Here is a 14,139-nt window from a genome sequence, read left to right on the forward strand (position 1 = left end):
AGGAAGGTTTAGGATGGACGGAGTTCGTTCAGCTTTTTGGCCATGGTGCGGGCGCCCTCGGCGACAAAAGTGGCGTCGGAGCCGCACGCTATGAACCGGATGCCCATCTCATGGTAGGCCGTGTATTCATTGGTATTAAAAAAAAGAATACCCACTGCTTTCCCGGCTTTTCGGGCGGCCTCACACGTTTCCCGAACGGCGTCCCGGAACCTCGGATGATCGAACTGCCCAAAAATGCCGAGCTCCATCGAAAGGTCGGCCGGGCCGATAAAAAGAACGTCGACGCCTTCGGTTGTCGCAACCGCATCGAGGTGATGGAGAACCTCCACCGTCTCGATCTGCGCGATGCCCAGGATATTGTCCCGACTGTTGTCGTAATAGTCCTGAAAATGCTGCCCGAAACCCGTCGCTCGCACCATTTTAGCCACGCCTCTACTACCGAACGGCGGGTAATGCAGGCCGTGCACGAGTTTTTGTGCCCCTTCCGGGTTCTGGATTTTAGGGCACATTACCCCTTCCGCACCCATGTCGAGCACGCGGTGAATGCGCTGGCTTTCCGAACTTTCCACGCGCACAATCGCCGCCGTGGGCGTGTGTTCGAGCGCCTGCAACTGGTAAAGCACGTCCTTTTCGGAGCCGGCGCCATGTTCCAGGTCGATGAGCACCCAGTCGAACCCGGCCAGTCCGACGATCTCGGCGGTGAGGGGGCTGCCTGTATTGAGCCAGCAGCCGTGCAGGGTTTCCCCGTTTTGCAGTCTTTTTTTCAGGTTTTTCATTCAAAAATCGGTTGATACGATGAAGCCTCATTCCCGTTCTGATTTTGTTACGCTACCGACTATACGCATACGCAAAGCGAAGGTTATGAGCTCGGGAGATAATGCTTGCACATACAGCCTCAGGCCCCAATCGAAAAGGTCGGAATAATAGCCCTGCATGATGTTCGCGAGTGCGTACATGACGCCCGACTGATAGTCATTCCAAAGTTTCTGAGCTTCATCCGGAGTAATGCGTGGTCTCATCTCGTGGTAGCTATCAAGTTTTCTAGATGAGACTCATTTTTAGAATATATACCCCACTATTTTTATCTTTTTTATCAAAATAATGCCGAATTGTTTACGGAAGGCTCCTTGCGGCTCGATGGCGTCGTGTTGACAACCTATCAATATCTGCGTAAATTGTGAGTAGCTCCTACAAAAATGAGCCGACCATATGAGAAAACTAACCTCGACGAATTACTACAACCAGACGTTCCTGGAAGAGAAATGTACATTGAACGAACTGATCAACCTGCTTAGCAAACGGTGGTTGACGGAGGTGATGTTCAGCATTGAAGAAGGCAACAACCGGTTTTCGACCCTGAAAGAGGACCTTAAACACATTAGCGACAACATCTTAGCCGATCGTCTGAAACTGCTCGAACAGCACAAGCTGATCATCCGAAATGACAATTTCCGCGAAGTTCCGAGCCGTGTCGAATACTCCCTGTCCGAAACCGGATCGAAGCTGAGCGAACTCCTCGACGGCCTCTGCCACTTCTCCGAAACCGAGATGGAATTTCCGGAATGAGCCACTCTTAAAGACAGCCCGCCCGGTCCTTAACAATTGTTAACAACCACTTCGGAAATTGTGAGTGAACTGGGAATGGCCGTTACCGGCCACTAACCAATCAAATCCCGCAGCACCACCGATGCGCAGGTCGCTCCGAAAGTGGCGGGGAGATAAGGCATGGTACCGTAAGCTGACTTCTTATAATTGCTCCCATCGGTGAGGATGAGCGATTCGCGGATTTGCTCTTCGGTTGAAAATACCGCCTTGATACCCTTGTAAATTCCTGCCTTTTTAAGGTTTTTCCTCACCTGCTGGGCAAACGGGCAGTTAAAGGTTTTGGAAATGTCGACCACTTTCAGTTTGGTCGGATCCATTTTCCCACCCGCGCCCATCGAGCTCACAATTCGTATGTTGCGCTTGTACGCCTGCGTGAGGAAAGTCAGTTTCGGGGTTACGCTGTCGATCGCGTCAATAATATAATCATAGTTGGTCATCGAAAGGATTTGCTCCACCGCATCCGGCGTTACGAAACTTTTCACGACATTTAAAGTGAGCTCCGGGTTGATGGCTTTGAGACGCTCGGCCATAATATCGGCCTTGCTTTGGCCGTGATTCGTCGCCAGGGCGGGCAGTTGCCGGTTACGGTTGGTCGGGTCAACTACGTCGCCATCCACGATGGTCATCGTCCCTACCCCGCCGCGACATATAAATTCGGCGGCAAACGAACCGACTCCGCCCAGCCCGATCACCAGTACATGCGCCCGGCTGAGCTTTATCAGGTTTTCTCTTCCAACCAATAATTCAGTCCTGGAAAGCCAGGAAAAATCCTCCGTCATTATTTAAATACTTTGCCAAAATTCGTTTCGAGCTGCAAAGCAATCTCTTTTTCGGGAATATTCCGCAGCTGTGCCGCGGTTTTGTAGATTTCGCGGATGTCGGCACCGGTATCGTCGGTTTCCAGAAAAAGCTGCTCCATCGGAACAGCCCTGAATGCCTCGGTAATGGCATCGTTGGGATGAAGCAGTGCCTTTCCGAACGACAGGAAATAGCCCGCATCAATCACCGGACGGGTTACTGAAAGGCGATTATTGATCCCATGAAAAACAACGGGGACGCCGGTTTGTTTCAAAAATGCCAGGCACTCCTCAAATGCTTTCACGCAATGCACAATCACTGGCTTTTCCAATTCTTCTGCCAGGGCTATTTGCCGTTCAAATGCGAGGCATTGCGTGTGCCAATCGGTTTTGGTAAGCTTGTCGAGGCCACATTCGCCGATTGCAAGCACCCCGTGCTGGGTAGCATATTTGCGCAATGCGTCGAGATCATCGGAAAGCGTTTCGGGACGGATGTACCACGGGTGCAACCCCGCGCTCACATACCGGGAAGCGGCCGCGTCCCCGAAACCGCCGTGCCGGTTTTCAATGGCAAGTACGTCCTGATCGCCGGCCGGGTGATGGGTATGGATATCCAGAAACATTGGAAGCTGGCCGTTCATTCAAACGGATTGACCGCGTACATCAGATTCCTCGCCGATATTTCATGGGAATCGATGTGCGACCTGCCTTTGTAATTGCGTACCCTGAGGTTGTCTTCTCCCTGATATATAAATGATAGTGTCGCCACCGGCTGGCCGGCGTTGAAGATCTTGGACCCTTTCTCGGTATAAGCGTCGGCTAGCTCTCTCAACAATGCAGCATCCTGGAATTCAAGGCATTTCAGAGTAAAACCGTCAATATCGCCGTCCCAATTGAGGTAAAGTAAATGGCGTTGTCCGGGAGCTATTTCAAAGTAAAAATTAAAGCGGCGCTGACCGTCGAATGCCGACGAAAGCTGTAATTCCTTCGAATCCGGGAAGTAGGTTCTGATCTGGTCGCGTAAGTAATCGAGTGAATTCATGATGGTGCATGGGTGGTGTCTATCAATTCGTGTATAAACAAATATATCCAGCCAGCGGTAAAATTTCAAGGATCAGCCCGGAAAGAGTTTGACAACGTGCTTAAACGTTTTACCAAGCGGTAAGACCTTTCCGTTCAGCAACCGGATCATATTGCCTTCGATGTAGTGTACAAATTTTTTATTTAATATAAACGACTTGTGTATCCTGATGAACGCCTCGGCTGGCAGCTGCTCTTCAAAACTTCCCAGTGTCCGTTGCGTGAGCAGAAATTGATCCCGCCCCCAAACCTTCACGTAATTGCCCAGGCTTTCAAGGTAATACACCTCGTCGAGCTGCATCTGGACGAGCCTCTTGTCGGATTTGATATACAACGGCTCCGGCTCGTGCTGCGTTACGGCTTGTGCGGGCGCAGTAGCTGCTTGTTTTCGCAAAGTATGCTGTTCCAATGCACGGTTGGCGGCTTTCAGGAACCGGTCGAAACGAAACGGTTTCAGCAGGTAATCGACCACTTCGAGCTCGAAACTTTCCAGAGCGTGCTCCTCATACGCGGATGTGATCACAACCAGCGGGCGCTGGTCGAGCGTACGCAGAAAATCGAGCCCGCTGAGCTTCGGCATGCGGATATCGAGGAAAATAAGGTCGACGGCCTGATGGTTGAGAAAGGCAAATGCCTCCGTTGCGAGGTAGCATTGCCCGGCTTTTTCGAGAAACGGGATATCTTCCAGGTACCTCAGGATCACATCATGGGCCAGTGGCTCATCGTCGACAATCAGGCAGCGTAATTTCATAGCAGGTCAATTTCCAGGCTGGCAACAAACACTCCGTTCGCTGCTTCCGTAGTTAACCGGTGTTTCCCCGGGTAGAGCAATGCCAGCCGTTTCCGCAAATTAGTCAATCCGATGCCGGTATGCGCATCCGCCGCCGGTTCGAACGAATTTTTACAGATAAAACGAACAGAATGCCGGTCGGCTTGGAGACTAATGTGCAGGAATGCAGCCTCCTCCGCATTTTCAACACCGTGCTTGAAGGCATTCTCCACAAAAACGATCAGCAACAGCGGCGCGACCAGCACCGTACCATCCGTGATTTCGCTATCAAATTGCAGATCGAGGCCCTTTTTAACTCTGATCTTCTGCAATTGCAGGTAATCGTTCAGGTACTTGACCTCGTCTTCCACACCCACCAATGGCTCTTTGGCTTTGTAAATCACGTAACGCATTAGTTCCGATAGCTGCAATATGCTTTCCGGGGTCTGCTCTGAACGTTGCAGGCTCAATGCATAGAGATTATTGAGTGTATTGAAAAAAAAATGCGGGTTCAACTGCTGTTTCAAAAGGTCGAGCTCTGCGAGGGATTTTTCGTGTTGCAGGGCTGTGATCAGGCTGTTCTGCCTCGCCCATTGAATCGCCAACAGTACCGGGAGACTCACCGCCAGCACCAGTACCGCGCCAAATGCATTTTCCGCTACAAAAGGATTCGCCGAAAATACACCTCCCAGCACCTTGCAGAGGGGCAAGCCGGCCAGCAACTCTCCCCAGAAAGGGTAAAAAACACCTACCAGCGCCGTCGAACAAAGAAGGTAATACAAAATGCCCCGTTCTTTCAGAATACGCGGAACGAGCAAGCGGCTGTTGATATAAAAAAAGAAATACCCTGCCAGGTACATCAGCAGCAGTTGCAGGGAGAAACTGATGAACGTTGGAAACCGAGCAAGGATTTTAAGAATATGTATTTCAAAACCAATGAGCAGTTGCTTACCCGAATGGTAGGCCGGATTGTCGAGACTCGACACCGCCATTGCGCCCAGCAGCAATGCAAGCCCGGTGATGCTGATCAGCACGGCCTTTTCCAGGCTCAGCTTCCGTACCCATTTTACATGGCGCAACCGGCTGATATACTGGCTATCCGCGACCAGCAAGCATTCCAGCGCGGCAATGCAAAGCCCGCCGGTAAAAACAACCGGCCAAAACAACGCTCCTGCATCCATAAGTGCTCCCGACAACACCAATAGCAAGGGCAAATATCCCAAAAAGCACACCAACCAATAACGTCTGTTGCGCCCCCCGAAACGCCCCTCATCGCTCCCTCCGCGCATCCAGGTAGCCACGAGCACAGGTGACCAAAGTAGGGTCAATGCAGTCATCGACTGAAAATATGCGTCCCACGGATCGTCGCGCCCGATCGTAAAACCGATCGAAACCCAGCAGAACAAACCCATGAAAAGTCCCGTATCCCTCCGGCGCGTCAGCACGCCAACCCATTTTTCTATTGCCGCCATCCTGCAAATAAACCCGACTATGCGCTTGCTGTCAAAAATTAATGACGACCGTCGCGATTTTGGTGATATTGGTAAAACAGGCAGGTAAAACGGTCCGACAAAGTCGTTCATCACCGCCCGCAGCACCTTCCTCATTATTAATTGAATACCCGCTTTCGTGCATTCATCTTTGAAGCTTAAACTTCAAAAGCCATGTCATGCAACGATTGAAAATTCAGGGACTTTCCAAAACCTATCCTAACGGCACCCGTGCGCTGGACGGCGTTTCGCTCGAAATACCGAACGGCATGTTCGGCTTACTCGGTCCGAATGGCGCGGGTAAATCGACTTTTATGCGGATCCTGGCCACGCTTACACAACCCGACAACGGGCTGGTAACCTTCGACGGCCGGGATATTGCCCACGACACCACCTGGCTGAGAAGCCGGCTCGGCTACCTCCCACAGGATTTCGGAGTATATCCGGGCATTTCAGCGGAAGATTTGCTCGATCATTTGGCCGTATTGAAGGGTTTGGTCCACAAGGCCGGCAGACGGGAGCAAGTAGCGGCCCTATTGCAGCGAACCAACCTCTATCAGCACCGCAGGCAGGCTGTGAGTACCTTTTCAGGGGGAATGCGCCAACGCTTTGGCATCGCGCAGGCATTGCTGGGCAATCCGCAACTGGTGATCGTCGACGAACCCACCGCCGGGCTTGACCCCTCCGAACGTCACCGCTTTCACGACCTGCTGAGTGAGATCGGGGAACAAATTGTCGTGATACTCTCCACCCATATCGTGGACGACGTGCACGACCTTTGCCCGCAAATGGCGGTATTGGCAACCGGCAGAATCGTGCTCGAAGGCAGACCGGAAACGTTGACAAGCGCGCTCAAAGGGCAACTATGGCGCAAAACGGTAACGCCGTCAGAACTCGCCGAATTGCAAACCACCGTTCACGTCATTTCCACGCGCAGGGTAGCGGGGCGCATTCACGTGCATGTACTCGCGGGAGAGCAACCGGCCAGCGGTTTCGAAGCATTCGAGCCCGGGCTGGAAGACGTATACTTTGCCAAGCTCCCGGGCACAGGGTGGAAGGAGGTGGCGTCATGCTAGCCGCACTGCGCTTCGAAATGGGCTATCATTTCCGGCAGATTGCCTTCCGTATTGCGGCATTGCTGTTCCTGGCGTTGGGTGTTGCGATGCCGTTCGGCAACTTTGGCGGCGAGGAAATTCACCGGAACGCACCCCACGTGATCAATTTCGTCATTTGCCTGCTTTCACTATTCACCATTTTCGTGAGCACGCTCGCCTGTGCCTCCGTAGTCCTGCGCGACGCCCACCACCGCATGGAGCCGCTCATCTTCACTACCAGCATCGGCCGTATGTCCTATTTCACAGTCCGGCTTCTGGGGCTGCTCGGGGCCGTTTTTCTGATTGTGTCTCTTGCCGCAATGGGCACGGCAACTGTATCTTTCATAGCCCCGCCCGAACAGCTCGGGCCCTTCCATTTCTCCCATTACCTGGCACCATTGCTTGCATTCGGCCTTCCCGGGGTGGTTTTTTGTTGCAGCATTGTATTCGCGGCTGCATTGCTTACCCGCAACGCCCGATTCGTGTACGCGGCCGGCGTTTTGATTTTCATTACCTACTTCATGGCTTCCATTTTGGGTAATTCACCGGTGATGGCCGGTTCCATACCTGCCCCGGGAGGCCCCGGCTGGTTTTCGGTACTGATCGATCCTTTCGGTTTTACGGCGTTTTTCGGAGAAACCATGAACTGGCCGGCCTGGCGGCGCAACCGGGAGCTGTTCCCTATCACCCCGATTTTCTTAGCCAACCGCCTGCTCTGGACCGCCATTTCTCTGGCCCTGCTGGGACTGGCTTACAGTCGGTTCAAATTCAGGATTTTATCAGAAAAAGACACAAAAGCCAACCCGGATGTGCAAATCCTGGCCTCCGCTCCCTACCGCACGATCAGTACGCACATTCAGCAACCAATTTATCACTGGCAGGCCTTTTTGCGGGTATTCCGCCTGGAAGCGAAGACACTTTTCAGTCCAATATTAACAATGCTACTTTTTGCAATATGGCTATTTTTCAATGCAGTCGAGCTTTTTGGAAATCTTTCCAACGGCCCCTATGGTGTGCGCAGCTACGCAACCAGCGGAATTCTTGCCGAGCAGCTCATAGCCGTCCGTCCGGCATTGCTGCTGATCATTTTTTATGCTTCCGAGGTGATACACCGGGAAAAAGCCACGGGAATCCAATCGCTGATTTTCGCCACGCCGGTTTCCCTGACTGTCTTCGCCATTGCCAAATCCCTCGCATTGATCGCCTGGATTCTGGCCCTCATTACCGTTCACATCGCGATCGGCATGTCGGTCCAATTGTTTTCAGGATTTGAGGTTTTGGAATGGGGAACCTACTTTTCGCTCTATTACTATGCAGGCCTTCCCCTGGTGCTCTATGCGATCCTGATCGTATTCATCCAAACCCTCGTGTCCAACAAATACCTGGGGATGCTCATCAGTGGACTGGTGATCGGGGTCTTCATTTTTGGCAGAAAACTGGGCGTCGAAAGCTATCTGGCACGCTTCGCCACCGCTCCGCGCCTGCACTACTCCGACTTTCACGGCTTTGGGCACAGCGGTTTAGCCTTTAATTGGTACATGCTCTATTGGACATTCGTCGCGCTGGGGCTCGCGTCCATCGCGGTGCGCCTTTGGCCGGGCAACGGGAAGACACATTCGTTCAGGCACCTATATGCCGGGATAACGCCCATCAGGACAAATGTAGCTTTCAGGTGGCTTTGTGCCCTTTTCGCAGTCGGTACTGGTTTTTATATTCAAAATAAAACCGGCCATTCTGCCCACAACCGCACCGGGGCGGCAGATACGGCATGGCAGACGCAATATGAACGGAAATACAAGCCGCTTGAAAACCTTCCACAGCCGGTGGTTACGGCTGTCGATCTTCAAACCAACCTTTTTCCTTCGGGCCATTATTACACGGTAAAAGGTAATTTGAAGGTTAAAAACCAGTCCAAACAGCCCATTACGCGGCTATGGATTGGTATAGACCCGGACATCGACCTGGTAGCAATGCACCCCGAAGGTGCTTCACACTTATCGTCGGATGAAACCTTCGGGCAGCATTGGTATCGGCCCGATCAACGCCTGATGCCCGGCCAGGAAACGACCATCCATTTCGAAATCCGCGCGGACCGATCCGCTTTTAAAACTTTTAACAGCGAGCATGCGGTTGCCGTCAATGGCTCCTACATTGAGTTGGAAAAGTACCTGCCGTATTTCGGATACCGGCCAGCCTACGAAATAGAAGATGCAGAACAGCGAAGGCAAAACGGCCTGCCTCTCCACAAAAGCAGAATATCAACCGATCACGATTACCATTTCATTCATTTTCAAAACATTATCTCCACCGAAGCAGATCAGCAGGCAGTTACCACCGGCACATTGATAAAAAGCTGGGTGAAAGGGAAACGGAGGTATTTCCACTACCAATCCGAACAAGAGATCCCCTATATGTTCGCATTGAGCTCCGGCCGCTATGCCTTGAAAACCGAGCAGTACAAGGGCACCACGTTCCAAATCTACCACCACCCCGGTCACCCACAAAATGTCCCCGCTATGATGCAGGCCATGAAAGACGCTGTTGATTACAGCACTGACCATTTCGGCCCTTACCCGCACCGCGAACTGACTTTGGCCGAAATCCCGCATTATCCCGGCTCCGCGACGGCCTATCCGGGTGTTATTTTCAGTCAGGAGCGGGCCAATTTCAGGAGTAATCTCAGCGACAGCGCCGGTTTCAACTATACCTATGCCACTACCGCGCACGAAACGGCGCATCAGTGGTGGGCGGGACAAGTAGCAGCCCCGGCAGGGCCCGGTTATGCATTGCTTACGGAATCGCTAGCCAAATACACCGAAGCGTTAGTGACCGAAAAACGCTTTGGCAAAATGTATCTGCGGCCGTATCATGTAAAGGACACACAGCTCTATTTCGCCTACCGCAGTGCCGTCGGCGAGAAGGAAATACCGCTATGGAAAACCACGGAACAGCCCTTTGTACATTACCAGAAGGGAGGATTGGTGCTGTTTCGGCTCAAAGAAGCCTTAGGCGAGGCACATTTGGCCCGGGCATTGCGTGAACTGGTGACGCACCACGGTTACCCATTACGAAAACCCAGTCCCGCCGACCTGATCGATGCATTGAAACGCGGCGCAAATGCCGCCCAAATGCGGTTGATCGACGAGCTTTTCAAGAAGGTTATTGTATTTGATAATGCTATTAAAATACTGTCGAACAAGCCATTGGCCAACCACAGACAACTGCTTACTTTGGAAATAAATATTCGCAAAACAGACGAAACCTCGGGCAAACCGGTACCATTGAAACCCGATGACGATATCGAAATAGTTGTTTTCGACCAGGTATTAACGTCGGGCGGCGAACCGTCGCGCGGCGGGCCATCAAAACCTGTTTACCTGCAACGGCACCATTTTTCAAAAGAGAGGTCGGTGATCCGCATTGCGGTGCCGGACGGACCGGCCACAGTCATGCTCGATCCGCTGTCGTATATGCTCGATGTGGGCGAACACGATAATGTCGCGGTGCTAAAATGAGGCAGGCCGGCATATTGTTTATTTCAAATACCCGGGCACCTCTTCAACGATCGTCTCAAAGAGCTTTTTCGCGCTGGTATGCTTTAATACCGGCGCGATCTGTCCACTCCAGAACATGATCAGGTCATATTGCTGCTTTTCGGTGGCAGCTTTGCGGAGCGGCACGATAAACTGATTTTGCAATGGAAACGGCAGTAGTTCATCGTTATGGCCGGCCAATGTTTCGGTGTAACGGCTGCGGATGCCCCGGCCCAAACGACCTGTTGAAACTTTCGTTAAAGTGGTGTAGAGCGCGGCGTCGGAATGCAGGAGATTGCGGTGATACGCCGATGCGCCGGATTCTTCGGTCGCCAGGAAGGCGGTACCGATTTGCACACCCTCCGCCCCGAGCGTCAATGCGGCTGCCAGGCCACGGGCGTCGGCAATACCGCCGGCAGCTACAACCGGCGTTTTCACCTTTTCACGAATTTGCTGCACGAGTACAAACGTACCGGTCAGCGAAGCTTCCGGCGATTCCAGGAATGACGGCCGGTGCCCGCCGGCTTCGAAACCGGAAGCAATGATGACATCGATACCGGCATTGTCCAGTGCAATGGCTTCGTCGAGCGTGGTCGCATTACCGATGAGTTTAATGCCTTTTTTATGAAATTCTTCCAGGATGGTTTGCGAAGGCAGCCCGAAAATAAAGCTGAAAACGGGCGGTTTGGTGGTCAGCAATGCTTCTACCTGGTTTTCAAACCGCGACGGGTAGGCTTTGGGCTTCGCGGGCAACGGCGCACCAAGTTCTTCAAAAAACGGTTTTACCAACGCAGCAGCTTTTTCAAATTGTTCATCTGAGATTTCTCCGTCGGGGAAATCGCTGTCGGCTACCCAGAGATTGATGTTATAGGGTTTATTGGTGGCTTGTTTCAGCTCTTTATCCAGTGTGACGATTTCGTCGGGCGTGAGCATGTAGGCGCCGTACCCGCCCATTCCGCCGAGGTTGGAAACCGTCGAAACGAGTTTTATAGACGACAGATTACCTCCAAAAGGGCCTTGCAGTATCGGATATTCAATTCCCAGCGTGCGGGAAACATTGGTTTGATTCCACATAAATCCAGACCGCGGGCGGTAAGTGAAACCCGCTACACAAATTAAGCAGAGAAAACGCTCAGCCATATGTGACCTACATCACATTTTGCATCAGCCTAAAAAACCCTCGAACTGCGCGTAGGTCAGTTCGAGGGTTTCTGGGAATATGGCTTATTTGTAATCGAGCAGGGTTGTTGCCTTGCACGGTTTGTCTGCCTTAAACCGTACCCAGCGTGCCGAGAAATTTTGCGGAAATGCAAATGAAACGGTTTCCCCCGGTTTTACTGTGAACGTTTTATACGCCATCCATGGACCGTTTCCAACCGGATCGGCTTCGAGCGTAAATGTCACGGCCTCTTTAGCGTCATGCGAAAGTTTCAAATCCTTTTTATCATAAAAACCAATCAGGTAAGGATCTGAGCTTTCATTTGCATTTACAGACGTGGCTTTCCACGGACCGCCGTGGCCGGTTGGCTTACCCAGTTTCCAGAGATCATCAATGGCACCGGCCCATACCGCCGCCTTTTTGTCCTCCGAAACGATAATGTGCTCGCTGTGCTGCATTGCTTTCGGATCGATGCCCGTCATGACCAACAAGCCGCGGTAGGAAGCATAGTCATGAATGCGCAGGTTATGCGACGAAACCGGTCGGATTTTAGCATAGCCATCCGCATTTTCTGCGGGCAATTCATAAAAGGTGCCATGGCAGTTGAAAAGATCACGCTCGGTGGCCACTTCGCGGCAAATGCGCAGCGAGGCCTGGTTAGTGAGGCCGGTGAATGCCGCATTACCCAGCGGAAGCCGCCAGCGACGGCCTTTGTCGTCCACCACGAGCACCGATGAGGCGTCCACGGTCACCACCTGTTTAGGAATAGCAAATTTTGTTTTAATAAATGCATGCATTTCAGGATCCTCCCGGCGATTGAGCTTCATATTGGCGTCGAGCTCGTAGTAGCCTGCCTCCCCAGGCCTGGCGCTGCTGAAATCCATCGCGGCAATGCCCAGTACCCGCCGGTTTTCACCCAAACCATAGAGTAATCCGCCATGGCTTGCAACCGCACTGGCATTACTAAGCCCTTTGAAAACCGTATTCGGAGTACTCACGCGCCTGTCGTCGGAAGTATAGGTAAAATGAACCGTTGCTCGCGTAGTCTTTTGTGGCCGCACGCGCACCCATTCGCCCGATTCGGCAGCGGTAAATGCTATATTTGAAGCCGCGTGCGCACCGACTTTCACGGTTTTCAGCACCGACCATTCCCCATTCCCCTTTTTATCCACTTCAAATACAAAACCCGTTTCGCTGTCTCCGTCGTTGCGTATCCACACTGAGCGATGCGCCCAGCCCGCGAACAGGAACGGCTCGGAGCTTTCGCCTGCTTTAACGGCTTCGTTCAACCAGACCGAACCCTCTGCGGAATTAGGTCCCAGCTGGTCGGGCAGGTTAATGGGTGTAAACCAAAGATTGGAATTGGATTGACCGGGACCCTCTATCCCACCCTTGGCCTTGCGCTTGTTCAGAAACTCGCGCTGGGCCGAGTCGTCGCAGCCGAAAACGAGCCGCTCGTTCCAGCGGGTAAAATCGCCGATTACTTTCAAATAGGCCGAACGCGGACGGATGCCGGCACTGTTTCGCGAATTGAACTGCCCCGGAAACTTCCAGAACATGCCGTGCATCGTCATCAGGTAATCGGCTTGTTGTGCCGTACCAACATCCCGTATACGCGGCCATTCGGTATTCCAGCCGTGAGCACCGTCGTAGGCGTGACTGGCCTTGGGGAGGCGATAAAAAGTCCATTTCCCATGATCGCGCACGCCAAGTAACACCGATTTGTGGTCCCAGCCCGTGGCCCAGATCGGGTCGGTTGCCGGGTTGGCATTGCCGTAAATGCCTCCCGGCCCGGTTACTTCCACAAACTGGTTGCGGCGAACCACCTTCCAGTTTTTTCCGTCCCATTCCGATAACGACCCGGATTCGATGTCAAACTGGATTTCAGCCTTCCGGCCCGGCTCGCCGTTGTTGGAATAAACAGCCACTCCCTGGCCAGAGTAAAAACCTTTCCCGTGCGTACCCGGGAGCAGGCCTTTCGTTTGGTAGGTAGCCTTGTTGGTCTCCTTGTTGCGGTCGATATTGCCGTCCTCATAAAGCATTTTGGGGGTAAGCATTTTCACATCTACCTCATAAAAACCTTCTTCCATCGTACCGTAAAGAATCTTTCCGGCAGGGTCTGTGAGGTGGCGGGCATTGCCGGTATGGCGGCCGGGCATTGCGATGCCCGGCATAGCGATGCCCGGCATAATTTTATACGGAATCGTGCGTACCGCTCCCTTGCTGTCGATCGCATAAGGACCTATAAATAGCTGGTTGCTTTCGCGGTGGATCATCCGGTTGGCGGGCGTACCACCGATGCTTTCGGGGCGGACCGTCTGTTTGAGGTCGGCCCCGATTTCGTACAGCTTGTCGGAAGAGCCAAACGGCAGGTGCGGGCCGTAAGTAATCGCCCACAATTTCCCGGCCCAGGGCACAATCGCCCCTGTACCGCATTCACCTTCGTTATTGTACATCGCCAAATGCGGGTAAATACCGCTGTACGAAGGCTGTTTCGGGGTTTGCGCAATTACCGGCTGGGCCATACACATCAGGGAACCAGCCACAAACACCCACACACGATTTCTTTTCATCGAAAAACTCATTGGTTTGAAAATCAATTGTAAAATTTA

At 52.5% G+C, this 14,139-nt stretch carries 12 protein-coding genes; 3 read left to right on the plus strand and 9 right to left on the minus strand.

Annotation, left to right across the window (positions count from 1 at the left end; translation table 11 throughout):
- Positions 1-8 precede the first annotated feature (8 nt).
- Positions 9-776, minus strand: coding sequence for an HpcH/HpaI aldolase family protein (locus IEY24_RS08790; RefSeq protein WP_188930705.1), 768 nt, complete (start codon positions 774-776; stop codon positions 9-11).
- Between the two features lie 27 nt (positions 777-803).
- Positions 804-1,019, minus strand: a complete 216-nt coding sequence (locus IEY24_RS08795) for a hypothetical protein (RefSeq protein WP_188930707.1) — start codon at positions 1,017-1,019, stop codon at positions 804-806.
- 190 nt (positions 1,020-1,209) lie between these two features.
- Here IEY24_RS08795 and IEY24_RS08800 point away from each other — a divergent pair, with 190 nt between their 5' ends.
- Complete coding sequence (locus tag IEY24_RS08800) at positions 1,210-1,566, plus strand: winged helix-turn-helix transcriptional regulator (RefSeq protein ID WP_019943040.1); 357 nt, start codon at positions 1,210-1,212, stop codon at positions 1,564-1,566.
- A gap of 92 nt (positions 1,567-1,658) precedes the next feature.
- Here IEY24_RS08800 and IEY24_RS08805 read toward each other — a convergent pair whose 3' ends face one another.
- From IEY24_RS08805 to IEY24_RS08825, 5 genes are all read right to left on the minus strand, one after another.
- Positions 1,659-2,384 (minus strand): tRNA threonylcarbamoyladenosine dehydratase, encoded by a 726-nt coding sequence (locus tag IEY24_RS08805; RefSeq protein WP_188930709.1) that lies wholly within the window; start codon positions 2,382-2,384, stop codon positions 1,659-1,661.
- Positions 2,384-3,043: a TatD family hydrolase gene (locus IEY24_RS08810; protein WP_188930711.1), complete on the minus strand. Its 660-nt coding sequence runs from the start codon at positions 3,041-3,043 to the stop codon at positions 2,384-2,386. Before IEY24_RS08810 ends, IEY24_RS08805 begins: the two co-directional genes overlap by 1 nt.
- Positions 3,040-3,444, minus strand: coding sequence for a hypothetical protein (locus tag IEY24_RS08815; protein WP_188930713.1), 405 nt, complete (start codon positions 3,442-3,444; stop codon positions 3,040-3,042). Before IEY24_RS08815 ends, IEY24_RS08810 begins: the two co-directional genes overlap by 4 nt.
- A 72-nt stretch (positions 3,445-3,516) precedes the next feature.
- Positions 3,517-4,233 (minus strand): LytR/AlgR family response regulator transcription factor, encoded by a 717-nt coding sequence (locus tag IEY24_RS08820; RefSeq protein ID WP_188930715.1) that lies wholly within the window; start codon positions 4,231-4,233, stop codon positions 3,517-3,519.
- On the minus strand, positions 4,230-5,858 hold the full coding sequence (locus tag IEY24_RS08825) for a sensor histidine kinase (protein WP_188930717.1): 1,629 nt from the start codon (positions 5,856-5,858) through the stop codon (positions 4,230-4,232). Before IEY24_RS08825 ends, IEY24_RS08820 begins: the two co-directional genes overlap by 4 nt.
- Before the next feature lie 62 nt (positions 5,859-5,920).
- Between IEY24_RS08825 and IEY24_RS08830 the strand changes: the two genes are divergently transcribed.
- Both IEY24_RS08830 and IEY24_RS08835 read left to right on the plus strand, forming a co-directional pair.
- Complete coding sequence (locus tag IEY24_RS08830) at positions 5,921-6,817, plus strand: ABC transporter ATP-binding protein (RefSeq protein ID WP_188930719.1); 897 nt, start codon at positions 5,921-5,923, stop codon at positions 6,815-6,817.
- Positions 6,811-10,350 carry an ABC transporter permease/M1 family aminopeptidase gene (locus tag IEY24_RS08835; protein WP_188930721.1) on the plus strand — a complete coding sequence of 1,180 codons (3,540 nt, stop codon included), beginning with the start codon at positions 6,811-6,813 and terminating at the stop codon, positions 10,348-10,350. The genes IEY24_RS08830 and IEY24_RS08835 overlap by 7 nt, the downstream gene beginning before the upstream one ends.
- Positions 10,351-10,368: 18 nt before the next feature.
- On the opposite strand, the gene IEY24_RS08840 is transcribed toward IEY24_RS08835, so the two are convergent.
- Both IEY24_RS08840 and IEY24_RS08845 read right to left on the minus strand, forming a co-directional pair.
- Positions 10,369-11,442: an NAD(P)H-dependent flavin oxidoreductase gene (locus IEY24_RS08840; RefSeq protein WP_188930723.1), complete on the minus strand. Its 1,074-nt coding sequence runs from the start codon at positions 11,440-11,442 to the stop codon at positions 10,369-10,371.
- Positions 11,443-11,592: 150 nt separating this feature from the next.
- Entirely contained in the window at positions 11,593-14,100 is a 2,508-nt protein-coding gene (locus tag IEY24_RS08845; RefSeq protein WP_188930725.1) for a hypothetical protein, read from the minus strand.
- Between the last annotated feature and the right edge of the window lie 39 nt (positions 14,101-14,139).

The sequence above is a fragment of the Dyadobacter endophyticus genome (assembly GCF_014641595.1).
GTDB classification, from domain to species: Bacteria; Bacteroidota; Bacteroidia; order Cytophagales; family Spirosomataceae; genus Dyadobacter; species Dyadobacter endophyticus.